Below are 22,377 nucleotides of genomic sequence, written 5' to 3'. Positions count from 1 at the left end.
AACAATTGAATTTCTAGTAGAAGTTTGATAGTATGAGAACACATAATTGATTCATAAACAGTGAAAAGGAATAGTAGAAAGAACCATGTTTTAGAGAGCGTATGGCTGGTGAAAATACGTACAGAAGCTTTTGAACTCGCCTTTGAGTTATTTTACTGAACAAATGAAAGAAGTACAGGAGAACTCTGTCATTTCTTTTCATCCTAATTAAGTAAGATCGGTGACGGCCGTTATAACGTTTGAGGCTTGTATAATACAAGTGAACTTAGGTGGTACCACGTTGCTTATCAAACGTCCTATAGGAAATATTTCCTATGGGACGTTTTTGTTGTGAATCACTGCGACTGGCTTCGCCAGAGTAGATGATGAACAATACTTGGCGACCAAAGGGAGCGAAGTTACCGTACTAGTGAATCACAGCACTTCGATCAGAGGAAAAGTTAAAGACTGCGTACCTGAGGAACAAAAGCCAAAAAATCGACCTTATCAAAGACAATGATGCACAATACTTGGCGACCAAAGGGAGCGAAGTTACCATACTAGTGAATCACAGCACTTCGATCAGAGGAAAATTTCAAGAGCTACATACCTGAGGAACAAAAGCCAAAAAAATTGGCAACATCAGAGCTGATGATAGAGAATAAATTATGTGGGAAGCACAAATCTTTTACAATCTGGCTCTGCAGACTGATCGAATCATATTTTTCAAGGACAAAAGCACGACCACCAGTTAAAAAAGGATAAAAAAGTTATTTATAAATAGGAGGAGAAAACATCGTGAGTTACGATCACAAGAAGATTGAAAAAAAATGGCAAAAATATTGGGCGAAAAACAATAGCTTTATCACCCACGATGATCCAAACAAAAAGAAATTTTATGCACTGGATATGTTTCCATATCCATCAGGTCAAGGACTGCACGTAGGACATCCAGAGGGCTATACAGCTACAGATATTTTATCTCGGATGAAACGAAGCCAAGGATATAGCGTTTTACATCCAATGGGATGGGATGCTTTTGGTTTACCAGCAGAGCAATATGCGCTAGATACAGGAAATGATCCAGCTGAATTCACAAAGAAAAATATTGAAACCTTTAAACGTCAAATCAACTCATTAGGTTTTAGTTACGACTGGAATCGTGAGATCAATACGACTGATCCGGAATATTATAAATGGACACAGTGGATTTTTACTAAGCTGTATGAACATGGTTTAGCTTATGAAGCAGAAGTTGCAGTAAACTGGGTACCTGAACTTGGAACAGTTATTTCTAACGAAGAAGTTATCGATGGCAAAAGTGAGCGCGGCGGATATGACGTCGTTAGAAAACCAATGCGTCAATGGATGCTGAAAATAACGGCTTATGCAGATCGTTTGTTAGATGATCTAGAACTAGTGGACTGGCCGGAAAGTATCAAGGATATGCAGCGTAATTGGATCGGTCGCTCAGAAGGTGCGAATGTTACCTTTAAAGTAGATGGAACGAATGAAGAATTTACTGTTTTTACAACAAGGCCTGATACATTATTCGGTGCAACCTATACGGTGTTAGCTCCAGAGTTAGCATTAGTAAAACAAATAACTACGCCAGAACAAAAAGAAGCTGTTGAAGCTTATATCGATGCTGCATCGAAAAAATCTGACTTGAATCGAACGGATTTGGCCAAAGAAAAAACTGGCGTCTTTACAGGTGCGTATGCAGTAAATCCAGTTAATGGTGCGAAAATCCCAATTTGGATCGCAGATTATGTACTGGCTTCATATGGAACGGGAGCAATCATGGCTGTTCCGGCACATGATGAACGTGACTATGAATTCGCTAAAACATTTGGTATCGAGATCATTCCAGTATTAGCTGGTGGAAATATTGCAGAAGCAGCATTCACAGGAGATGGTACTCATATCAACTCAGGCTTTTTAGATGGTTTGAATAAAGAAGAAGCCATCGCTAAAATGAATGACTGGCTGGAAGCAAATCAAGTAGGGAAAAAAGAAATCAGTTACCGTCTACGTGACTGGTTGTTCTCACGTCAACGTTATTGGGGTGAGCCAATCCCAGTGATTCATTGGGAAGATGGCACAACAACCACTGTACCTGAAGAAGAATTACCACTAAGATTGCCAAAAACAGACGACATCAAACCAAGTGGTACAGGAGAATCTCCTTTAGCTAACATCACTGAATGGGTCAATGTCGTTGATCCGGAAACAGGTAAAAAAGGTAAACGGGAAACCAATACTATGCCGCAATGGGCCGGCAGTTCATGGTACCATTTGCGTTATGTTGATCCGCACAATAAAAAAGCACTTGCTGATTATAAAAAATTGGAACGTTGGTTGCCTGTAGATATTTATATCGGTGGAGCGGAACATGCTGTATTGCATCTACTATATGCTCGTTTCTGGCATAAATTCTTGTACGATATCGGAGTAGTGCCTACTAAAGAGCCTTATCAAAAATTGTACAACCAAGGAATGATTCTAGGCCAAAGCTTCCGTGATAGCCGTGGCGCTCTTGTTCCTACAAATATGGTCGAAAAACGGGATAATGTTTGGGTGAACATCGAAACAGGAGAAGAGCTGGAAGAAGCACCGGCAAAAATGAGTAAATCATTGAAAAATGTGGTAAATCCTGACGATGTCATTGAAAAATATGGTGCGGATACTCTTAGAATGTATGAAATGTTCATGGGGCCTTTAGATGCATCGATTGCTTGGAGCGAGAATGGATTAGAAGGCAGCCGTAAATTCTTAGATCGTGTATGGCGTTTGATCGTTGATGAGGATGATAAGATGCGTGATCGGATCACAACGGTCAATGATGGTCGCTTAACAAAAGTCTATAACCAAACAGTGAAAAAAGTTACGGAAGATATGGAGAATCTGCATTTCAACACAGCTATTTCTCAATTGATGGTTTTTGTGAATGAAGCGAATAAAGTTGATGTATTGCCTTATGAGTATATCGAAGGTTTTGTTCAACTTTTAGCGCCAATTGCGCCTCATATCGGTGAAGAACTTTGGGCAATCTTAGGAAATGAAGAAAGCTTAACGAATGCACCTTGGCCAACGTATGATGAAGCAGCCTTAGTTGAAGATGAAGTTGAAGTCGTATTCCAAGTTAATGGAAAAGTTCGAGCAAAATTAAATGTTCCTAGAGGAATGAGCAAAGAAGAGCTTGAAGAAAAAGCATTAGCGGCTGAAGAAATACAATCATTTATTGAAGGAAAAACAGTTCGTAAAGTGATTGTCGTTCCTGAGAAGCTAGTGAATATCGTAGCGAATTGAGTAATAGAGTAAAATCAATAAAAAGGTCTTGTTTAACAAGGCTTTTTTTATTACTAAAATAGGAGTGGAGGGATAGAAATGAAGGTAATCAGTCATATGACATTCATTGTCCATGATTTAGAAAAAGCAACACAGTTTTTTGAACAAATTTTTGGTGCGAAAGAAGTCTATTCCAGTGGAGAAGCAACATTTTCAATTGCTAGAGAAAAATTTTTCCTGATCGGAGATCTGTGGATCGCAATTATGGAAGGTGAACCGCTGCCGACAAAAACATACAATCATATCGCTTTTAAGATTGAAGAAGCAGATTATGAGTTGTATTTAGAAAGAATCGATCGATTGGGATTAGAAATAAGAAAAGGTAGAACGCGTGTCGAAGGAGAAGCTAACTCCATTTATTTTTACGATTTCGATAATCATCTGTTTGAGTTGCATACGGGGACATTAGAGGAACGCTTAAAACAGTACCAAAAAAAATAAGTGCGCATTGAAGAACTTCATGATACAATCAATGTATCGATTAAAAAGGTGGTGAATAAGTACGATGGTCAACATGTCAAAAATAACAGCAAGTAATTCATTTATGTTAATGTATCTGGCTTTTTGTCATGTCATTATTTCCAATTTTTTATTCCAAGGCACAAGTGTGTCCAATTTAGGATAATCAATTGAATAAAACAGACCATTCAGACTTATTTACTTAAAGAGTATTCATGATTAAATAACAAGTCGGTGTTAGAAGCATTAGCACCTACAATAGTAGATGACTGTGAAGGTTGAACAATTTTTGTTCAACTTTTTTGCTTACTTTAAAAGTAAATGCTTGGAGAAAAAATGACTATCTAGAGACTTTTTTGATTTTTTGAATACCGTTTAAAAAATAGAAAATTCAAACCTCAAAGCATAAGCAATCATTTTGTTGATCTGTCTGAATGGCAGAAAGAGGGAAAAATGTTAATACAATTACAAAATATAACTAAAAATTACGGTGGTGTTCCATTATTTGAAGCACTGAACCTGCAAATCGACAAAGGAGAGAAAGTTGGATTGATCGGCAGTAATGGTTCGGGTAAGTCAACACTACTAAAAATAATCACGGGTACCGAATCCCAAGATCTAGGAACTGTCAGCCGTAAGAAAAACAGTAAGATCGGCTACCTAAATCAAATTCCAGAAGCAACAGAACAAGAGGTGAAGCATTATTTATTAGAAACGTTTTCTGCTTTACTTGAGATTCAACAGCAATTGAGTTATTTAGAACAGAAAATGACTGAACCAGAATGTCAATTGGAACAAATTTTAGCTCGATACGGACAAAAACAAGAAGAATTCACTCAAGCGGGCGGCTATGAAATGGAGAATCGTTTAACGATGATCGCAAATGGTTTAATGATCGCTCATCTTTTAGAGAAAAAGCTTTCTGATTTGAGTGGTGGAGAATTAACGATCGTAGCATTAGCAAGAGTTCTATTACAGGAGAATGAGCTTGTTTTATTGGATGAACCGACCAATCATCTTGATGCACAAAGGATCTCGTGGTTGGAAGGATATCTAGCCTACGAAAAGACTGCATATCTGATCGTTTCACATGACCGTTTCTTTTTAGATAATGTTGTTCAAAGAGTCATTGAGTTGGAAGATGGACGAATTCTTGAGTATAAAGGTAATTATTCAGCCTATAAAAAACAAAAAGATGAACAGCTCGAGAAGTTGAGAAAGGACTTTAATGAGCAGGAAAAAGAAGTGAAAAAATTAAAACAGTCGATTCGCCGTTTTCGACAATGGGGTCATGAAGGAGATAACGAGAAGTTTTTCAAAAAAGCAAAACAGCTGGAAAAACGGCTGGAAAAAATCCAAACAATCCCTAAACCAAAAGAAGAATCAAACAAAATTGGGAAGAATTTCAAAGAAACAGATCGTTCAGGGAAAGAAGTGCTTTTATTTAAAGGTGTCAGCAAAAGTTATGGTGATCAGTCTTTATTTACTCAGCTTGATTTCTCATTATTCTGGCAAGAACGTGCTGCTGTTATTGGGGAAAATGGTGTTGGTAAAAGTACTTTACTCAAATTGGCCTTGGACATGGAAAAGCCGGATGATGGCGAAATAAGACATGGAACAAATCTTAAAATCGGCTATTTATCTCAAGTTATTGACTACCAAAAGACAAAACAGACCATCCTCCAGCATTTTAGTGAGAGCTGTTCGCTATTGGAACAAGAAAGTCGCCAGATTCTGTCTAAATATTCATTTTATAAAGACGATGTGACGAAACAGGTTCGCTTTTTGAGTGGTGGTGAAAAAATTCGCCTAGAATTGGCTAAGCTGATGTACAACGAAGTAAATTTTCTTGTATTAGATGAGCCAACGAACCATTTAGATATTGAAACTAGAGAAGAAATCGAAGAGATTTTACAATTATTTAAAGGAACGCTGCTTGTCGTTTCTCATGATCGTTTTTTTCTCCAGAAAATGTTTACTACATTTTTTGTGATTGAGGAAAAAGGAATCAAAAAAATAGAAGGAAGTTATATAGAAATCCTAAGTTAATATTTAAAGTGAATTGGCAAGAGATAAAGAGGAGGCAATCCCACTTTATCTCTTCTTTTTAATTTTTTTTTCCACTTTTTGAGCTAAAAGAGAATCGTTATAAAAATAGAAAGAAAAACATAATAAAAAGTTTTGATGATTAAACTTAAAGTTTTATCAAAAACAAATGTAATTATTCAGAAAAAATAAAGAATAACGAAATTAAATTGATATTAATTAGAAATTACAATACAATGATAGTTATAGTAGATTCGTTATAGTTTTGTTTTTTTACAAGAGTAAAGGAGGCAATCGTGAAAAAGAATGTATCGCATGTTTTGATTTATTTTTTGATTCTGCTGATTTTCCCAAGCGATTGGTCCTACGCTTTAGAGGCAGAACCAATACAAGATAAGGAAGAAATAATTACGGAAGAAACTGCTGAATCTTCGGAACAGACAGAACTATCTTCTGAATCAGCTGAACCTGATTTGGATGAGCATTCAGAAGAAAGTAGTGAAAATTTACCTGTAGATAAAGTAGAAAATAAAGAAATAAACGACAAAAATTTAGAAGAATTTCCATCAGATGATGTTGAATTGGATCAGACAAAGATTTCTCGGGCTGCTGTGCAGGCAAAAGATGGTTTTTGGCTAGTAGATTCAGCTACAACGCTAACAGAGTATTTGAAGGATAGTCAAAAATTAAAATTTCGTCTAACGAATGATCTAAATTTGGGAACTTCGGCTTTTCAATTGAAATCAGGAACGATTATTGATGGAGCAGGGTATACGATCACCTATAATAAAGCAGGTACAGCTGCTCAAGGCTTTTATACTAATCAGGCAGATGCTGTAATTGAGATTCGAAATACGCAGTTTGGTAATCCTGATGGCTCAGGAGCGGTTGGTTATTATGGGATCGTTACTGGCTCTGCTACAAATGTCACACTTATCTATGACTCTATTTCCTACTATTCAAATAATGGACAGATGATCTATAACCCTAACGGTTCGGTCATCATGAGAGGGAATAATACGATCGATCAAAAAGGAACGAGTACATACTCCCAAGAATGGGCAGAGATCAATTATGTAGAAATCGAGAATGGACAAACAACTATTGAACATTCATCGAATCAGACAAGTGCGTTTATTTGGTCGACAGGAACTGCTTCAGGAAATCCTCATGCGAATACCTCGCAAATTGTCGTAAGAGAAAATGCCAAGCTGGATATTAAGACAAACAGCAATATGACTTATGGGACGCTTGCTCCAAGCTATATTGTTGAGAAAAATGCTGTTTTTAATCTGGATAAGGTGACTTTGGCAACAGGCGGAACAAGAAATCAATTTTTTTATTCATCACAAACACAGCCAGTCAATTTTTCATTTCAGGAAAATGCCAAGGTCAATTTCATTTTACCGCTGCCGATCAACCTAAATACTTCAAAAGGAGGTATGGCAATCGGCAAAGATGCAGAAGTCTCGATCGATGTAGCCAGCGGGGCTATTTTTACAACAGGTTCATCTAGCTCATTCGCTGTGACAATGGATCACTCAAAGAAAGTTGCTTTTTCCAGCACTAGTGCAGGAACGCTTGGACTAAACGGAGCTAGTGGTGTAAAGAACTTAGGTTTTACTAGTGACTATTTACAAAAGGTTGAGACTTTTACAACAAATACAGCTACTTCACCGACGCACGAGATATTGAAACAAGCCTCTGATTTGAGTGTGCAAGGAGCTAATTTTACGAATCTAGCTAGCTCACCGGACCCTTTTGATACTCAAGAAATTGCGGCGTTAAAAGGCGCACAAAAAATCGTTTTTAGCGCATTTGTCGATGTGGCTGACCAATTAAAGCTTACAACAGCGAATGAAACGGCGACATCCGTTACGCTAAAAGGGACATCATTTAACAATGGGAGCCCAGCGTCTAAGGTCAAATTTTATTTATTTACCTCTATAGAAGATTTAAATCAACCGGATAAAGCGAAGCATATTTTATCATTAGACTCTTTTGATGATCAGCAAAATACGATGCTTGAGTCTGCTTATCAAGTGACAGCGACAATGCTAAATCCGAATACAAATTATTGGGCTCAAATGGTTGTGATCAATCAAGCAGGACAAAGTCAATTTTCAGAGTCAGTGTTAGTTACTACAAAGCCGCAATTGGAAAGCCTTGAAGCAAATGTTACAACCACATCAGCGGTTATAGAAGGAGTGCTGTCAAGTGATACAGGCTACTGGACAGATTACTCTTCAGGAGAAGAATCAGGTGTTGGCGGGCAAGCTGCGTATTATGGCGGAAATTATCAACAAGTACAAGTAGAATATAGTATTGATAAGGAATTTGCAGCAGAGGATACGAACGTTCAACTGGCCGATTTATCTGGAGACAAAAATCAGTTGTTTAGAACTAAACTTAAAGGATTAAAAGCAGAAGTGACCTATTATGTACGAGTACGTGTTATTGGTCTTTCTGGAGAAGAAGTGATCTTGGCGTTGGATCCGTTGACCCAATTTACTACCATAGCAGAGATCATCAATGTGGAAGTGCCGATCGAAATGAATTTTCAAACGAGGAACAAAGATCTTGGGACAGCTCAACAAGGGCAAATCACTTCGCCGAATTATGCAGTTGTCAATAAAGGCAACACACCGACAAAAATCACGTTAACTAATTTGACGAAGGAAAATGCCGACGCTAGTCAGCTTCAGCTTTTAAGTGATTTCTCAGGAACTGAGGGAACTGAAGAATTGGCATTGAAGCTTTTGGTTGAAGCTAATCAGATTTCGACCCATTTTTTAACAAGTCAACTTGCGAGCCAGCCGCAAACGATCGGTGAACTAAATCCTAATGAACACCAAAGCTTAAGGTTAGAAGGAAAATATTTTAATCCTGATAGTGCCGCGTCATTTCCGCAATATAAATTGACATTCAAAGTCGAAAAAAATGAAGAATAAGAGGATATCTATGGAACAACAAAACCAGAAGAATGAAAAGAAAAAGAACAAACGAATCCTGCTATTATTATTGCTGCTGCTTTTAGCGGCAACAGCAGGTGGTCTCTATTACTATTTTTCAAATAAAACCGAACCTGTTCAAGTCGTTTCAGGAGATTATTTGCCTGATAGCAAAGGGGCAAAAAAAATGACCGATGCAGAACTCAAGGCAGCGGAACAAAAAGCTGTGGATGAAAGTAAATTCAACATGGTCATCAAATCAGTCGCAGTCTTTGAAACAGGGGAAAGTGAAGGTAGTCTTTACATTCAAAATCCAGTTGAAAATGGCTATCCGATCAATGTCGTCATCCGTTTAGATGAAACCGGTGAACAAGTTTACTCATCAGGAGCTATTCAGCCTGGCTATGAAATAACCAGTGCAAAGCTTGATAAAACATTAGCTAAAGGGGACCATCCCGCAACTGCGACGTTTGATATCTACGATGCAAAAACCAAGCAAAAGCGCGGACAAGTTCAAGCAGGAATCACACTCCAAATCAACAATTAATCACGAGTTTAACAGAGGATTCTGTTAAAAATAAATTATCACACACATAGAAGGAGAAACCAATATGAAGAAAACCAATTTATTAGTAGCAGCAGCGATGCTAAGTTTAAGTGTAACTGGTCTGACACACACAGCATTAGCACAAATGATCGATGGAGAAAATTCAGCTGATGTGATCATCAACGGAACGATCGGTAAATTAGATAATACAGATCCAGATACAAACATTCCAGAAGGTTCTGATGAATGGATCAACGTCACTGTTGACACAGCAACTGCTTTCCACACAACAACAGCTAGCGCGCATAAAAACATCGAATCAGCGGATTACAGTATTGTAAATAATTCTGGGCGCGGCGTAGCTGTGACTCTGAACACAATTGCAGGAACACCAACGTATGTAGACACACTGACGATCAATGCAAAGAGTACAGGGTTAGTTAATACGCCTACTGCTACTAATTTAGTTGCAAGTAAAGCACTTGTTGATCTATCAAGTTCACCTGTTTGGATGATATTGGCAAACAAAGATGGTCGTCTGAATATCGACACGGATGCTGCTTCTGCATACGCAAATTCAGCAAAATTCTATTACACAGGTACAACGGTAGATAACTTACCAGCGGATGTGGATCAAACGGCTACGGCTGAAAATTACACATTGACATTGAAATTCACATCGATTCAAAAAGATGGGACAACACTTGGTGTGACACCATAAGGAATTAAAGGTCGTGATGAATGATGAAACAATTTAGTCTTTCGATCGTCACATGTATTCTTTTGATAGGCTGCAGCTTTAATTTTCCATTGCCGACACAAGCATCTGAAGCGGATATCCAAATTCGCGGAACGGTTGGCAGTGAGAGGCAAACAGAGATAGAACAGTCATCGAAAGAGCCAGAAGTGCAACAAGAGCTTGCACAACCAAAACAAACACACATAGCGTTAAAAAAATTTCCCAACACAGGTAACAAGGCAAGTAACTTAGCAACAGTAGGTTTTCTCCTATTAACGATTTACCTGTTGCTATCGGTAAGGGAAGCACATAGAAAACATGATTAACTAAATGCATAGAGAAAAACCAGAAGAATCAACTGAAATGTTTCTTCTGGTTTTTCTCTTTTTTGAATGAAGATGGATGAAAGAAGCAAGGATTGACAGCGTTTTCCAGTAATGTTATGATTGATGTAATCAATGGAATGTAACTGAATTTTTCGGGCATAACCACGATATAGCAAAGAAGACACTTACGTTGTCATTTTTTCTATGTTGTGGTTTTTATTTTTTGATGGATGAAAGAAACTGCAGCTAGGCTAAAGAGAGCAAAACAAGAAAAAAAGTAAGGAGAAATGGCGAATGAGTAAATCAGGATTTCCAAAAAATTTTTTATGGGGCGGCGCAACAGCAGCAAATCAATATGAAGGTGGTTACTTATCCGGTGGTAAAGAGCTAAGTACATTGGATGCGATCACAGGGGGCAGTCATACAAAACCAAGAATGATCACTTATAAAACCAAAGAAGGAAAGGTCGAAACTTGTACGAGAGAGCAAGCGTTACCAGAAGGTGCGATCGGTTATGTAGATCCGGAGCAGTATTACCCAAGTCATGTGGCAACTGATTTTTACCATCATTATAAAGAAGATATCGCATTATTTGCTGAAATGGGCTTCAAGTGTTTCCGATTGTCGATCGCTTGGTCAAGAATTTGTCCAAAAGGTACGATGGAAGTTAATGAAGAAGGACTTGCTTTTTATGACAAGGTATTTGATGAACTCTTAAAATATGGGATCGAACCAGTTGTAACGATCAATCATTTCGATATTCCGATGTATTTAGCTGATGAGCTGGATGGCTGGTCAAGTCGTAAAGTGATCGATTATTTCTTGTTCTTCTGTGAAACACTATTTAAGCGCTATAAAAATAAAGTAAAATACTGGATGACATTCAACGAGATCAACTTTTTACGCAGCTGGACACAAATCGGTATCCATAAAAATGATAAACAAGCCAAGTATCAAGCGGCACATCATTTATTTGTAGCAAGCGCTAAAGCAGTGACATTGGGACATGAGATCAATCCAGATTTTCAAATTGGGATGATGGTTGCCTATATTCCGAGCTATCCAATGAGCTGTAATCCAGAAGATGTGATGGAAGCGATCCAATTTAATCGTGAGCAGGAATTCTATATCGATGTTCAAGTCAAAGGCTATTATCCTGCACACAAGTTAAAAGAATACGAACGGGAAAATATCGACATCAAAAAAGAAGCGGGTGACGATGAGATCATCCAAGCGGGGACGGTTGATTATATTGGATTCAGTTATTATATGTCGACTGTTTCAGCTTCTAATCCAGAAGAAGTGAAATACGTAGGCGGCAATCAAATGCCGGCTGTTAAAAATCCTTACTTACAAGAATCTGATTGGGGTTGGGCTGTTGATCCGTTAGGTTTACGCATTTCTTTATGTAAGCTGTACGATCGTTATAACGTACCTTTGTTTGTAGTTGAGAATGGCTTTGGTGCTGTTGATAAAATAGAAGCAGATGGGACTATTCAAGATGATTATCGTATTGATTACTTCAGTAAACATATTGCTGCAATGAAAGATGCGATTGAATTGGACGGTGTTGATTTGATCGGTTACACACCGTGGGGCTGTATTGATTTAGTGAGTGCAGGAACAGGTGAAATGAAAAAACGTTATGGCTTCATCTATGTAGATATGGACGACGAGGGAAATGGTACGTTAGATCGTTCTAGAAAACAGTCGTTTTACTGGTATAAACAATTGATTGCTGCAAATGGTGAGCAATAGGAATAAAACCTTTAAAAGATATGAAGCATAAGTTGCTTAGGGGCAAGGAGTTGCTTTATATTGCCTTAGAACCTGATTTTTGATCATAGGTCATTAATAAGAAGTAGTGTCTAAAACAAAACTTGAAATTAGTTTTGTTTTGGGCACTTTTTTTTAGCATTTCTAATCAAATTCATAGAAAAAATAGGAATAACTTGTTGTGGATAAGAACAATGGTATACTGCTAATGAGGTGAAATTCATGATCATCAGAGAAATTCTAGAAAAAGACGACAAAGCAATCGAACAAATCATAAAAGAAATACTTGAATCTTTTGACCTAGCTATCGAGGGAACGGCATACTTTGATCGCGAACTAAGCCATTTAAGTCACTATTATGCGCGTCAGCCGCATGCTGCTTATTGGATAGCCGAAAAAGATGGAAAAATATTGGGCGGTTGTGGTATCGCTCCTTTTAACATTGATGAGAAGATTTGTGAGCTTCAAAAGCTTTATTTGATACCAGAAGCTCAAGGACAGGGGATCGCGAAAGCATTGATGAAAACAGCATTGAGTTATGCAAAAGAATATTATGATCACTGTTATCTAGAAACCATGATAAAAATGGATAAGGCGAATGGATTATATCGTTCATTTGGATTCCAGAAATTAGACAAACCATTAAGTGGTTCTGCTCATAGTGTTATGGATGTTTGGTATATGAAAAAACTGCAGGAGGAATCTAATGAAGAGAATATCTAATAAAGAATTAAAGGAATTGATCCAACTTACAACAAATCAGCCGATATCAATTATCGATGTCCGTGAGGAAGAAGAATTTACAGAAGATCATATCGCGATCGCCAAAAATTTTCCGCTGTCAACATTACCGGAAACAATGGCTGAAATCAATCGAGAACAACCACATTATGTTATTTGTCAGCATGGTGTCCGTTCAGAGCATGCTTGTTCATTTCTTGAGAATTATGGATATAATGTTATTTCAGTTTCAGAAGGGATGTCTGTTTGGAATGGAGAAACAAGTGTCTAAGAAGCAATGAAGTGTAAAACAAGAACAGATCGAAAAGCGTTTGTATGTTCTTGTATAAGGATTTCTTGAAAATAAGAATCCGGATAAATGGCGAGACAAAAGCTGCTCTGAGAAATAAGAAGGGCTGCTTTTGTCTCGTTCTTTTATTTGGTGACGTCTTCTCCAAACCATTTTGTAGAAATTTTTGCAAGTTCGCCTGATTTTTTTAGCTCTTCAAAGGCGGTATTGATTTTTTTAGCAAGTATCTGATCTGATTTTCTCAAACCAACTGCAAAAGCCTCACTTTCATAATCACCACTGATAATTGAATAATCTGCTAAGTTATCCTCGTGAGAAAGATAATAGTTAGCGTATACTCGGTCGATCAGAAGTCCATCGATCCGTCCGGATTTCAAATCCATAAACGCTTCATTGAAGCCATCATATAAAATTGCCGTTTGATCTTTGACCTTATCTTTTAAGATTTTTGGCTGTTCTTCAAAGCTATGATAACCAGAAGAGCCATTTTGAGCACCTAAGATTTTTCCTTCCATGTCAGCAAAGCTATTGATTTGATTCTTTTTCAATGAAACAACGACTTGTTCATTTTTCATATATTCATCACTGAACAGGACTTTTTCTTCCCGTTCAGCACTTTTAGAATAGCCATTCCAAATCAGATCGATTGTTTGATTCTGTAGTTCGTTTTCCTTCATGGACCAGTCGATCGGTTGGAAATCAACTTCAATGCCGTATTGATCAAATACAGCTCTAGCTAAATCAACATCAAAACCAATGATTTTTCCAGCTTTATTTTGAAATCCCATTGGAACAAAAGAATCATCCAATCCGACGATCACTCGTTTTTCATGATTGATGCGAGACCACTGATCAACATCAGTTTTTTTTCTTCCACAGCCGGAAATCATCAGAATAAAAAGTATAGCAATGGTCATTATAGTAAACAGTCTTTTTTTCTTCATAGTAGTTCTCCTTTCTACTGAACAGGTGTGACTTTCAGTAGATTATCTGCAATATTTTCAGCAAATGTCATATCGTGGGTAACGACGATTTGTGTCATTCCTTGCTCTTTTAGCGTTAAGATGACCTCTTCTACTTGTTGTCGTAACTCAGGATCAAGTGCACTTGTTGGTTCATCGTAGCCTAATATCTTTGGTTTCATTGCTAACGCTCGGGCAAGCGCAACGCGCTGTTTTTGACCGCCCGATAATTGATAAGGGTACAAGTCTTCTTTGCCGCTTAAGCCAAATTTTGTCAATAGCTCCATAGCTTCTGCGCTACTTGCTTCTTTCGTTTGTTTTAATGAAAGTATTGGTGCCAAAGTGATATTCTCTAAGACAGAAAGATGGGGAAATAATTGGAAATCCTGAAAAACGATGCCGACAACTTGATCTGCATTATCCATTGCAACAGGATCAAAAGCTGTACCATCCATGACCAATTCACCAGAATCAATTGATTCCAAGCCGGCTAAACAGCGTAACAACGTTGTTTTCCCGCCGCCGGAAGGACCGACGATCGTTAAAATCTCACCATCTTTGATTTCTAAATTCAATTGATCGATGATCTTACGACCATCAAAACTTTTCGTTAAATTTTTAATAAGTAGCATAGAAATTCCTCCTTGATTTAAAAGCGGAATGAGTCCGCTTAGTCTCGACTAGAAAAAAGGAAAACATGAATGAGGCGCTCTTTGCCTCATTCAGGTTTTATCTTTTTCTCGAGAGACTGACTCATGTAGCTGGATAGCATTAAAAGCGGAACAAATCGCTTAATCCTGTAGAAAATTAGGAAATTGACTTTGAGACGCTTTTTGTCTCACTGGCAATTTATCTATTTTCCCAAGGATTGATTTGTGCAGCTGGATAATACAAATGATCAACACTTTCTTTGAGAGTCTTGTACTGTTCATCATCAGCTCAACTATTTTCGCTGTGATTCTCAGCAAAAGCGGAACAAACCGCTAAGCCTTGATAATAATAAGAACAGCCCACTCTATTTATAATACTGATAATGTTTTTCTAATTTTTTCGAAGCTAATGTTAAAACAGCTGTCAACAAAAGATAGATGATTCCAACTAGAACCAAAGGCAGTAAGCTGACATCGCGGCTCATCGCGATTTTTCCGGCCCGCAGTAGATCACCTAACCCAAGAACGTAGATCAATGAAGTATCCTTGACTAAATTGATGACTTCATTACCAATAGAAGGTAAGACGACTTTAACTACCTGAGGCAAAATGATTTTGGTAACGGTCTGAAATTTAGTTAAACGAAGGACCTTGGCTGCTTCATATTGTCCTTCTGGAATCGACTGGATTCCTCCACGAAATATTTCAGCAAAGTAAGCAGCATAATTCAAAATAAAGGCAAATAAGGCTGCGTCATATCGTTCAAAAACGATTCCGATCAAAGGAAGCCCATAAAAAACGAAAATCAATTGTAACAGCAAAGGAGTTCCCCGCATCAACCAAATATAAATATTGATCAACCATTGCAGTGGCTTAAAGTTCGTTTGTAAGGCAAAAGCAACTAGGATACCTAAAGGGATCGACCCTAGTAAAGTGAAAATGAAAACCTTCAATGTCATTACTGCGCCATCCAATAAGGCTGGCATGATTTCTAAAATATACTCCATAATAACTCCTCCATTTTTTGACTATATAATAAGTAAAACAAAAAAATCCTCTTGGTAAAAAGTACCAAGAGGACGAAAATACGTGGTTCCACCTCAATTTATCAATATCTCACAATATTGACCTCATAGAGTTTTATGCTGTTTAAAAACTCTTTTCTGATAACGGAGAATACCGCAGCTTCTTACTTGATTCAGAAACTGACAAATCAGATGTGTTCGTCAACGGTTTCCAGTTTCTTCTTTCAGCAAATGAAGAAATCTCTGTCAGGAAATGATCGAGGAGTACTTGTTCTGATCCTATGTTTTGATTTTATTCGTTGTGTTCTTGTTTGTTGGCCGTTTACTTAAAAAAATAAAAAGTCCTTTGGCATCGATGCCAAAGGACGTAAAATCGTGGTTCCACCTTTTTTTATTATCGTCTCACAACGATAACCTCAAGAAGTCAATGACTTCAATGCTGTAACGGGCATACCCGAACTTTCCTACTTGTTGTTCAAAAAGTTAACTCCCAGATGTGGTTCGCTTTATCTTCCTGTCTTTTTCCACCAGCCAAAGACTCTCTTGAATGAACTAATAAAGGTACTCTTCTGTTCTTTGTTTTTATAACTTTACCACCAGCCGGCAAGATTGTCAACAACATATTGTTTAGAAAATTCTGAAAATGAGTGAACTAGGCATAAAAATTAACGAAAAGCGTAAAGTGAGGTACACTATAGTAGACACTTTCTATCAAAAAGTAAGTGAATCGTGATAGTTAAAAACTATCGCCCCTGTGTAATTCCTACTATCCTTTCCTATATGTATCTGATACACTTATGTACAATTATTAATGGAAATGATAGAGAGGTGAGGCAGGGTGAAACGAGCGATCATAGGAATTGCGGCAAATGAAATGACTGATGCAGGAGCGACATTGTATCACTTGCCGATCAGCTATACACCTCAGGGATATGTGAAAGCGGTACAAAATGCTGGTGGACTGCCGCTTTTGTTACCAGTTGGTGCTCCTGATCTAGCGAAAGAGTATATTAGTCAAATAGATAAACTGATCCTAGCTGGTGGACAAAATGTATCACCTAAGCTTTATGGAGAGAGTGTTCAGTTCAAAGAGGCGGGGCTTTCTGATGAAAGAGATCAATTTGAACTAGCCTTGATCGAAGAAGCACTTAGACAAAAAAAGCCGATTTTTGCAGTTTGCCGCGGCCTGCAGCTGATGAATGTCGCGTTAGGTGGAAGTTTGTATCAAGATATCAGTCACGTATCAGATAAAAAAATCGCTCACATGCAGGTACCGGTGGCAAGGCAAATACCGACCCATCGCATCCAAACGAAAGAACGCAGTATTTTACGTAAAATCTATGGTGAAGAAACAACAGTCAATTCCTTTCATTTTCAAGCGGTAAAAAAAATAGCTGATCCGTTAAAAGTTACAGCACTTAGTGAAGATGGTATTGTTGAAGGTGTTGAAAGTAAAGATCCGAGCTTTGCTTTTTTGGGTGTTCAGTGGCATCCAGATTTTGCCTATGATCATTTAGAACAAGAAATGGCTGTTTTTCGATATGTAGTAAAAAAATTATAAAAATAGAGGAGGATTTGAATAATGAAGAAAAAGTTAGGCGTCGTTGTGTTGTTGGCTGCCTTGATGCTGACAGCCTGTGGTAGGAATAATGGAGCAACAGACTCATCTGGAAAAAAAGAAGCAGGTAATACAGAACAAGTGATCCAAGTAGCATCCGGTGGCGAACTATCTACTTTGGATAGTGCGCATTATACAGATGTGTATAGTTCTGATATGATCGGACAAGTAGTTGAAGGGCTTTATAGAATGGATAAAAATGATGATCCAGAACTTGCTGTAGCTGCAAGTGAGCCTAAAGTGAGCGATGATGGGTTGGTTTATACATTCAAACTCAAAGAAACAAAATGGAGTAATGGAGATCCAGTTGTTGCTGGAGATTTTGTCTCTGCTTTTAAAAACGTTGTAGATCCAAGCTTTGGTTCAAGCAGCAGTAATCAGATGGATATCTTCAAAAATGGTCGAAAAATCCGTGAAGGTCAGGCATCTGTTGATGAGCTTGGTGTAAAAGCAGTCGATGATCAGACCTTGGAGATGACATTAGAGTACCCGATCCCTTATTTGTCTCAAGTATTGGTTGGAACACCTTTTATGCCTAAAAATGAAAAATTTGTCAAAGAAAAAGGCGATGCTTATGGTACATCAGCAGATAACTTTGTCGGAAATGGTCCGTTCGTAATTTCAGGCTGGGATGGCAACACAGAAACCTGGAAATTAACCAAAAACAAAGATTACTGGGATCAAGAAAATGTCAAACTTGATACGATCAACGTTCAAGTCGTCAAAGAAATCGGTACAGGGACAAATCTGTTTGACGCAGGTGATTTAGACTATACTGTTTTAGCAGACACTTATGCTTTACAATACAAAGACTCACCGCAAGCCAACTTTGTTCCAAAGGCGATGGTCGGCTATTTAAGTCCAAACCATAAACGAGAAGTAACGGGCAATGTCAATGCCCGAAAAGCAATTTTGCAAGCGATCGATAAGGAAACATTTGCTAAGGATATTTTAGGCGATGGATCGACTGCTATCAATGGTTTTGTACCAAAAGATTTTGCGAAAGATCCTGAAACGGGAGAAGATTTCCGTAAAGAAAATGGGGACTTTTTAGCTTATGATGTCAAAGCTGCACAAAAAAGCTGGGAAACTGCTAAAAAAGAACTAGGCAAAGATCAAATCGAATTAGAATTACTTTCCGCAGATTCCGCACTTGCAAAGAAAACGATCGAGTATGTTCAAGGACAACTGCAGCAAAATCTACCAGGACTAAAAATCACATTGAAATCAGTTCCTTTACAAAATCGTTTAGACTTACAAACAGCGAGCAATTTCGATTTAGTTTTTGGTACATGGACACCAGATTATGCAGATCCAATCAACTTTTTAGAATTCTATGATTCGAAGAGTGGACTAAATACAGCTGGTTATGATAATCCAGAGTATGATAAAGGCTTAAATGACGCTAGAATCACTTTAGCGAATGAACCAGAAAAACGTTGGGATAAATTAAAAGAGTTAGAAGAAACCTTGATCGAAAAAGATGCAGCTGTGTTACCGCTATATCAAGGTGCGATTGGTTATCTGAAAGCAGATAAATTGAAAGATCTTCAAGTATTTCCTTTTGGAAGAACTGTTTCTTATCGTTTAGCGTACGTTGAATAAATGAAAAGTTGAGATGAGTCCATGACAAAGCTAGAGAATAGTTTTGTCATGGACTCATTTTCGCTTTTTTATAGCCTGTGAAAAGAGTGCTGAAAAAGGATTTGTGCGTATCTTTTGTAATTGTTGAAAGATGCGTTTACCATAAAACATAAGGAATTAGGAAAAAACTTTTGCAAAAGTAAACACAACGACGGAGGGAAAAGCGATGCGGCTACTGAAAGGAATCATCTCACTATTATTGATAGCAGGTATATTTGGAATCGTTGGTCTATATTCCCAGATTGTCGATCTAGGCGTTGTGAGCACCTTCTTCCAAAATTTATTGCTTCAGTCTGATTGGCTTGTGTATTTTTATCAGGGACTATTATTTGTTCTATTGGTTTTTACAGGACTGATTTTTTTACTGATCGTATTCAAACCAGTAACTAAGAAGGTCATACACATTCCTAAAACGATGGGGCAAATCGATTTACCAGTGCAAACGTTGGAAGCGATCGCCCGTTCTTCAGTAAAAGAGATCGTTAAGACTGATACGGTCCAAGTAAGAGTTAAGTTGTCCAAAGCGGAAATGGCAAATATTGATGTGATTCTATCTGATCTTGAACAGGAAGCATTTTTGAGCAAGAGTAAACAAATTCGAGAAAAACTGATACTGTCTTTTAAGCAAATGGCAAACATCGAAGTCAACAAAACAAAGATCGTCTTTAAAAAGCAAAAGAATGATCCTACACTTGTCGACAATAAAAAAGGTACACGTGTAATCTAAAGGAGAGAAGATCATGAAAAAATTGCTTGCACTAGCACCCTATCGTAATTAATTGTTTTTTACAGGTTTTTTCTTGGTGATCGCTGTTTTATTCATGACGATCGGTTTTTGGAAAACGCTCGTGCTATTCTTTTTTACAGGAATCGGCTTATCGATTGGAACGATGCAAGATGAAAAACGCTCTATCTCCTCAATTTTAGCAACGATCCAAGCTTTTTTTGAGAGGTAAAAATAGATGATAAAGAAAGGTTGAGTACAAAATGGATAACAAAGCAAATGAAAGCACCACAGAAGTAATCAATGAGAATGGCATCAAAACAAAATTGACATTCGACGATCAGGTTGTGAAAAAAATCGCTGGTATTGCTGTTTCAGAAATTCCTGGAATTTTGGGCTTGAGCGGAAATGCCATTTCAAACTTAACTGACAGATTTACAAACGGCAACAACCCGACGAAAGGAATCAATGCTGAGGTTGGAACCAAACAAGTAGCGATCGATTTAGATGTTATTGGTGAATATGGTAAAAATATCGCCGAAGTCTTTGATACTGCAACTAAAAAAGTAGCAGATGAAGTAAAAAACATGACTGGTTTAGATGTGATCGAATTCAATATGAATGTTGATGATGTCATGACGAAAGAACAGTACAAGGAAAAATTTGAAGGCAAGAAAAAAGAACCAGCAGAAGAAAATAATCAAAGTGAAACGAATTCACGTACGTTAGCATAAAGTGAACGGAGGAGGAGAAGCTAAATGTTAAGCTTTATTTGGTCATTGATCGTCGGTGGTGTACTAGGTGCGATCGCCGGAGCGATTTTAGGTAGAGATGTCCCAGGCGGTGTCATTGGAAACATCATCGTAGGTTTTATCGGAAGCTGGGTAGGAACGAAATTATTAGGTAGCTTCGGCCCCGTTATTGGCGGATTCCCAATCATCTCAGCATTGATTGGCGCCGTCATCTGTATTGCGATTTATTCATTTATTGTAAAACGAATGGCGTAAAAAAAGAGACGACCAGGTGAGCAGTAGTTGCTTATCTGGTCATCTTTTTTTAGGTGTTTATTCAAGCATTTCCGCAGGTAGCAGAATCGTTTCTTTATTCCCATCATCAAAAGCAAAGACTTGTGAGGGATATTCATCGGAGTAAGGAAAAGGTAAGTCAATGGCCATTTGGACATCACTGATTTCCTGTGAAAAATGAATCGTCACTTTTCCATCATTATCGATCAAATCAAAGTATAACATGTTGGTTAGCGGTACGAGACCTTTCAAATCGATATCGATGATCAACCAAATACTATCGATCAAAGCACCAGGTAAACGCTCGACCACCCCTAAAGAAGCATAACGTCTGCGTTGTTTATCAAAAGTTTCAACCATCTATTTGACCTCCTTTAACGATCTAATACAAACAGTATACCTTATTTCAGAAAAACAAGCTTCCGGAAAGTTTGCTAAAAAAAGCAACTATCATGCTCGAAATTGACGAAAACAGTTTTGTTTCATCATTTAATTCTTAATAAATGGTACCCGAAGGCCAGATACTTCAGAAATATCGCAAAAAAGGGCGGAACAAAAACTAAAACTCAGTTTTGTCCCGCTCTCTAAACTCAAATAGATGATAGAATCAGATGTTACTCATCAGAATTCAGCAACTCTGTTCTATTGATTATTCTTCTTTTTCACCGATCACAGTAGGTTCTGCTGCTTCTTCTGGAGTTTCTTCTTCAGCTGCTTGAGCTTCTACCACAGCTGCAATTTGTTCTTCTGCTTCCGTGATGATGTCGTAATCATTATTCTTAGGTAGATCAGCAACGGTAATTGCGTCACCGATCGCTAAGTCTGTGATGTCGACTTCAACACGTTCTGGTAATTTATCTGGAGTTGCTGAAACAAGAACGTTATACAGGTTTTGTGCTAAAACACCGCCTGATTTAACGCCGGCAGATTCGCCGACTAAAACTATTTCAGCTTCAACTTCTGTAGCTTCTTTCATATTTACAGCCAAAAATTCAACGTGTTTCATTTGGCCTGTAAAGGTATCTAATTGGGCTTTATACATCAATGTATTGATTTTTTTGCCCCCGACAGTCATTGTGATCACGGCATTGACACCATTATCACGCAAAATTTTGGTCAATTCTTTTTCTTCAACGGAAATAGGAGTACTTTCGATCTCATATCCATAAACGACGGCAGGAACTTGACCAGAGTGACGTAGTTGATTTCTTAGTGAACGTGGACGGACAGCTCTTTCTTTAACTTCTAATGATACTGACATAACCTAAATTCCTCCTTAAATTTAAAAGCTGAACGAGATGGACTCGCAAAGCTAGATAAACCAAGTGAATTCATAGTTGGTTATCTGCAAAACGCAACATGATGGAATATAAATGTCTTGCTGACACAGGTGTAAACATGTAAAGCTTAAAACGTAGCTAAGGTTTTCTGTTCATCTATGAAACGAACAAGCAGCTTCTACAAAACGTACCGCAAAAACAAAAAATCCCGAATAATTGTGCACAATCATCCAGGGAAAATTCCA

The 22,377-nt window shown here is 37.8% G+C and carries 21 protein-coding genes and 3 other annotated features; of the genes, 16 read left to right on the top strand and 5 right to left on the bottom strand.

Going from position 1 to position 22,377, the window contains the following annotated elements; translation table 11 throughout:
• Positions 1 to 51: 51 nt before the first annotated feature.
• Positions 52 to 302: a binding site (T-box leader), on the top strand.
• Positions 303 to 777: 475 nt separating this feature from the next.
• From leuS to IGI58_RS04710, 10 genes are all read left to right on the top strand, one after another.
• Positions 778 to 3,291 carry a leucine--tRNA ligase gene (gene leuS / locus IGI58_RS04755; RefSeq protein WP_429954302.1) on the top strand — a complete coding sequence of 838 codons (2,514 nt, stop codon included), beginning with the start codon at positions 778 to 780 and terminating at the stop codon, positions 3,289 to 3,291.
• 78 nt (positions 3,292 to 3,369) lie between these two features.
• Positions 3,370 to 3,771 (top strand): FosX/FosE/FosI family fosfomycin resistance hydrolase, encoded by a 402-nt coding sequence (fosX, locus tag IGI58_RS04750; protein ID WP_429954303.1) that lies wholly within the window; start codon positions 3,370 to 3,372, stop codon positions 3,769 to 3,771.
• 471 nt (positions 3,772 to 4,242) lie between these two features.
• Positions 4,243 to 5,838, top strand: a complete 1,596-nt coding sequence (gene abc-f / locus IGI58_RS04745) for a ribosomal protection-like ABC-F family protein (RefSeq protein ID WP_429954304.1) — start codon at positions 4,243 to 4,245, stop codon at positions 5,836 to 5,838.
• Between the two features lie 293 nt (positions 5,839 to 6,131).
• Positions 6,132 to 8,786 carry a fibronectin type III domain-containing protein gene (locus tag IGI58_RS04740; RefSeq protein WP_429954305.1) on the top strand — a complete coding sequence of 885 codons (2,655 nt, stop codon included), beginning with the start codon at positions 6,132 to 6,134 and terminating at the stop codon, positions 8,784 to 8,786.
• 10 nt (positions 8,787 to 8,796) lie between these two features.
• Positions 8,797 to 9,333, top strand: a complete 537-nt coding sequence (locus IGI58_RS04735) for a hypothetical protein (protein WP_225534777.1) — start codon at positions 8,797 to 8,799, stop codon at positions 9,331 to 9,333.
• 64 nt (positions 9,334 to 9,397) lie between these two features.
• Entirely contained in the window at positions 9,398 to 10,054 is a 657-nt protein-coding gene (locus tag IGI58_RS04730; RefSeq protein ID WP_429954306.1) for a hypothetical protein, read from the top strand.
• Between the two features lie 20 nt (positions 10,055 to 10,074).
• The gene (locus IGI58_RS04725; protein ID WP_429954307.1) at positions 10,075 to 10,398 is read left to right on the top strand and encodes an LPXTG cell wall anchor domain-containing protein; all 324 of its coding nucleotides are present in this window, start codon (positions 10,075 to 10,077) and stop codon (positions 10,396 to 10,398) included.
• Positions 10,399 to 10,692: 294 nt separating this feature from the next.
• Positions 10,693 to 12,156 carry a glycoside hydrolase family 1 protein gene (locus tag IGI58_RS04720; RefSeq protein WP_087642117.1) on the top strand — a complete coding sequence of 488 codons (1,464 nt, stop codon included), beginning with the start codon at positions 10,693 to 10,695 and terminating at the stop codon, positions 12,154 to 12,156.
• A gap of 240 nt (positions 12,157 to 12,396) precedes the next feature.
• Complete coding sequence (locus IGI58_RS04715; protein WP_429954308.1) at positions 12,397 to 12,897, top strand: GNAT family N-acetyltransferase; 501 nt, start codon at positions 12,397 to 12,399, stop codon at positions 12,895 to 12,897.
• Entirely contained in the window at positions 12,881 to 13,186 is a 306-nt protein-coding gene (locus IGI58_RS04710) for a rhodanese-like domain-containing protein (protein ID WP_429954309.1), read from the top strand. The genes IGI58_RS04715 and IGI58_RS04710 overlap by 17 nt, the downstream gene beginning before the upstream one ends.
• Positions 13,187 to 13,329: 143 nt before the next feature.
• Here IGI58_RS04710 and IGI58_RS04705 read toward each other — a convergent pair whose 3' ends face one another.
• The 3 genes from IGI58_RS04705 to IGI58_RS04695 all read right to left on the bottom strand — a co-directional run bounded on the left by IGI58_RS04705 (position 13,330) and on the right by IGI58_RS04695 (position 15,823).
• The gene (locus IGI58_RS04705; RefSeq protein WP_087640825.1) at positions 13,330 to 14,148 is read right to left on the bottom strand and encodes an amino acid ABC transporter substrate-binding protein; all 819 of its coding nucleotides are present in this window, start codon (positions 14,146 to 14,148) and stop codon (positions 13,330 to 13,332) included.
• A gap of 14 nt (positions 14,149 to 14,162) precedes the next feature.
• Positions 14,163 to 14,798, bottom strand: a complete 636-nt coding sequence (locus IGI58_RS04700) for an amino acid ABC transporter ATP-binding protein (protein ID WP_087640826.1) — start codon at positions 14,796 to 14,798, stop codon at positions 14,163 to 14,165.
• A gap of 383 nt (positions 14,799 to 15,181) precedes the next feature.
• On the bottom strand, positions 15,182 to 15,823 hold the full coding sequence (locus tag IGI58_RS04695) for an amino acid ABC transporter permease (protein WP_087640827.1): 642 nt from the start codon (positions 15,821 to 15,823) through the stop codon (positions 15,182 to 15,184).
• A gap of 65 nt (positions 15,824 to 15,888) precedes the next feature.
• Positions 15,889 to 16,131 (bottom strand) — a binding site (T-box leader).
• Positions 16,132 to 16,199: 68 nt separating this feature from the next.
• Positions 16,200 to 16,427: a binding site (T-box leader), on the bottom strand.
• Between the two features lie 252 nt (positions 16,428 to 16,679).
• Between IGI58_RS04695 and IGI58_RS04690 the strand changes: the two genes are divergently transcribed.
• The 6 genes from IGI58_RS04690 to IGI58_RS04665 all read left to right on the top strand — a co-directional run bounded on the left by IGI58_RS04690 (position 16,680) and on the right by IGI58_RS04665 (position 20,834).
• The gene (locus IGI58_RS04690; RefSeq protein WP_225533520.1) at positions 16,680 to 17,402 is read left to right on the top strand and encodes a gamma-glutamyl-gamma-aminobutyrate hydrolase family protein; all 723 of its coding nucleotides are present in this window, start codon (positions 16,680 to 16,682) and stop codon (positions 17,400 to 17,402) included.
• Positions 17,403 to 17,423: 21 nt separating this feature from the next.
• The gene (locus tag IGI58_RS04685; RefSeq protein ID WP_429954310.1) at positions 17,424 to 19,064 is read left to right on the top strand and encodes a peptide ABC transporter substrate-binding protein; all 1,641 of its coding nucleotides are present in this window, start codon (positions 17,424 to 17,426) and stop codon (positions 19,062 to 19,064) included.
• Between the two features lie 205 nt (positions 19,065 to 19,269).
• Positions 19,270 to 19,830, top strand: a complete 561-nt coding sequence (gene amaP / locus IGI58_RS04680) for an alkaline shock response membrane anchor protein AmaP (protein ID WP_429954311.1) — start codon at positions 19,270 to 19,272, stop codon at positions 19,828 to 19,830.
• 76 nt (positions 19,831 to 19,906) lie between these two features.
• Positions 19,907 to 20,059, top strand: a complete 153-nt coding sequence (locus IGI58_RS04675) for a DUF2273 domain-containing protein (RefSeq protein ID WP_429955366.1) — start codon at positions 19,907 to 19,909, stop codon at positions 20,057 to 20,059.
• A gap of 31 nt (positions 20,060 to 20,090) precedes the next feature.
• The gene (locus IGI58_RS04670; RefSeq protein ID WP_087640832.1) at positions 20,091 to 20,561 is read left to right on the top strand and encodes an Asp23/Gls24 family envelope stress response protein; all 471 of its coding nucleotides are present in this window, start codon (positions 20,091 to 20,093) and stop codon (positions 20,559 to 20,561) included.
• 24 nt (positions 20,562 to 20,585) lie between these two features.
• Positions 20,586 to 20,834: a GlsB/YeaQ/YmgE family stress response membrane protein gene (locus tag IGI58_RS04665; protein ID WP_087640833.1), complete on the top strand. Its 249-nt coding sequence runs from the start codon at positions 20,586 to 20,588 to the stop codon at positions 20,832 to 20,834.
• Between the two features lie 57 nt (positions 20,835 to 20,891).
• Here IGI58_RS04665 and IGI58_RS04660 read toward each other — a convergent pair whose 3' ends face one another.
• Both IGI58_RS04660 and IGI58_RS04655 read right to left on the bottom strand, forming a co-directional pair.
• On the bottom strand, positions 20,892 to 21,212 hold the full coding sequence (locus IGI58_RS04660; protein WP_087640834.1) for a DUF960 domain-containing protein: 321 nt from the start codon (positions 21,210 to 21,212) through the stop codon (positions 20,892 to 20,894).
• A gap of 289 nt (positions 21,213 to 21,501) precedes the next feature.
• Positions 21,502 to 22,113 carry a 50S ribosomal protein L25/general stress protein Ctc gene (locus IGI58_RS04655; RefSeq protein ID WP_225533522.1) on the bottom strand — a complete coding sequence of 204 codons (612 nt, stop codon included), beginning with the start codon at positions 22,111 to 22,113 and terminating at the stop codon, positions 21,502 to 21,504.
• Positions 22,114 to 22,377: the final 264 nt, after the last annotated feature.

The sequence above is a fragment of the Enterococcus sp. AZ020 genome (assembly GCF_050499205.1).
In the GTDB taxonomy this organism is placed as follows: domain Bacteria; phylum Bacillota; class Bacilli; order Lactobacillales; family Enterococcaceae; genus Enterococcus_L; species Enterococcus_L dunnyi.
The sequence above is the reverse complement of the archived record's forward strand: the minus strand, read 5'-3'. Positions and strand labels throughout refer to the sequence as shown.

Excerpts from the sequence above, each read along its gene's own strand:
- fosX (WP_429954303.1), top strand. The coding sequence starts at position 3,370 with ATGAAGGTAATCAGTCATATGACATTCATTGTCCATGATTTAGAAAAA.
- abc-f (WP_429954304.1), top strand. The coding sequence starts at position 4,243 with ATGTTAATACAATTACAAAATATAACTAAAAATTACGGTGGTGTTCCA.
- IGI58_RS04735 (WP_225534777.1), top strand. The coding sequence starts at position 8,797 with ATGGAACAACAAAACCAGAAGAATGAAAAGAAAAAGAACAAACGAATC.
- IGI58_RS04730 (WP_429954306.1), top strand. The coding sequence starts at position 9,398 with ATGAAGAAAACCAATTTATTAGTAGCAGCAGCGATGCTAAGTTTAAGT.
- IGI58_RS04725 (WP_429954307.1), top strand. The coding sequence starts at position 10,075 with ATGATGAAACAATTTAGTCTTTCGATCGTCACATGTATTCTTTTGATA.
- IGI58_RS04720 (WP_087642117.1), top strand. The coding sequence starts at position 10,693 with ATGAGTAAATCAGGATTTCCAAAAAATTTTTTATGGGGCGGCGCAACA.
- IGI58_RS04715 (WP_429954308.1), top strand. The coding sequence starts at position 12,397 with ATGATCATCAGAGAAATTCTAGAAAAAGACGACAAAGCAATCGAACAA.
- IGI58_RS04710 (WP_429954309.1), top strand. The coding sequence starts at position 12,881 with ATGAAGAGAATATCTAATAAAGAATTAAAGGAATTGATCCAACTTACA.
- IGI58_RS04705 (WP_087640825.1), bottom strand. The coding sequence starts at position 14,148 with ATGAAGAAAAAAAGACTGTTTACTATAATGACCATTGCTATACTTTTT.
- IGI58_RS04700 (WP_087640826.1), bottom strand. The coding sequence starts at position 14,798 with ATGCTACTTATTAAAAATTTAACGAAAAGTTTTGATGGTCGTAAGATC.
- IGI58_RS04695 (WP_087640827.1), bottom strand. The coding sequence starts at position 15,823 with ATGGAGTATATTTTAGAAATCATGCCAGCCTTATTGGATGGCGCAGTA.
- IGI58_RS04685 (WP_429954310.1), top strand. The coding sequence starts at position 17,424 with ATGAAGAAAAAGTTAGGCGTCGTTGTGTTGTTGGCTGCCTTGATGCTG.
- amaP (WP_429954311.1), top strand. The coding sequence starts at position 19,270 with ATGCGGCTACTGAAAGGAATCATCTCACTATTATTGATAGCAGGTATA.
- IGI58_RS04670 (WP_087640832.1), top strand. The coding sequence starts at position 20,091 with ATGGATAACAAAGCAAATGAAAGCACCACAGAAGTAATCAATGAGAAT.
- IGI58_RS04665 (WP_087640833.1), top strand. The coding sequence starts at position 20,586 with ATGTTAAGCTTTATTTGGTCATTGATCGTCGGTGGTGTACTAGGTGCG.
- IGI58_RS04660 (WP_087640834.1), bottom strand. The coding sequence starts at position 21,212 with ATGGTTGAAACTTTTGATAAACAACGCAGACGTTATGCTTCTTTAGGG.
- IGI58_RS04655 (WP_225533522.1), bottom strand. The coding sequence starts at position 22,113 with ATGTCAGTATCATTAGAAGTTAAAGAAAGAGCTGTCCGTCCACGTTCA.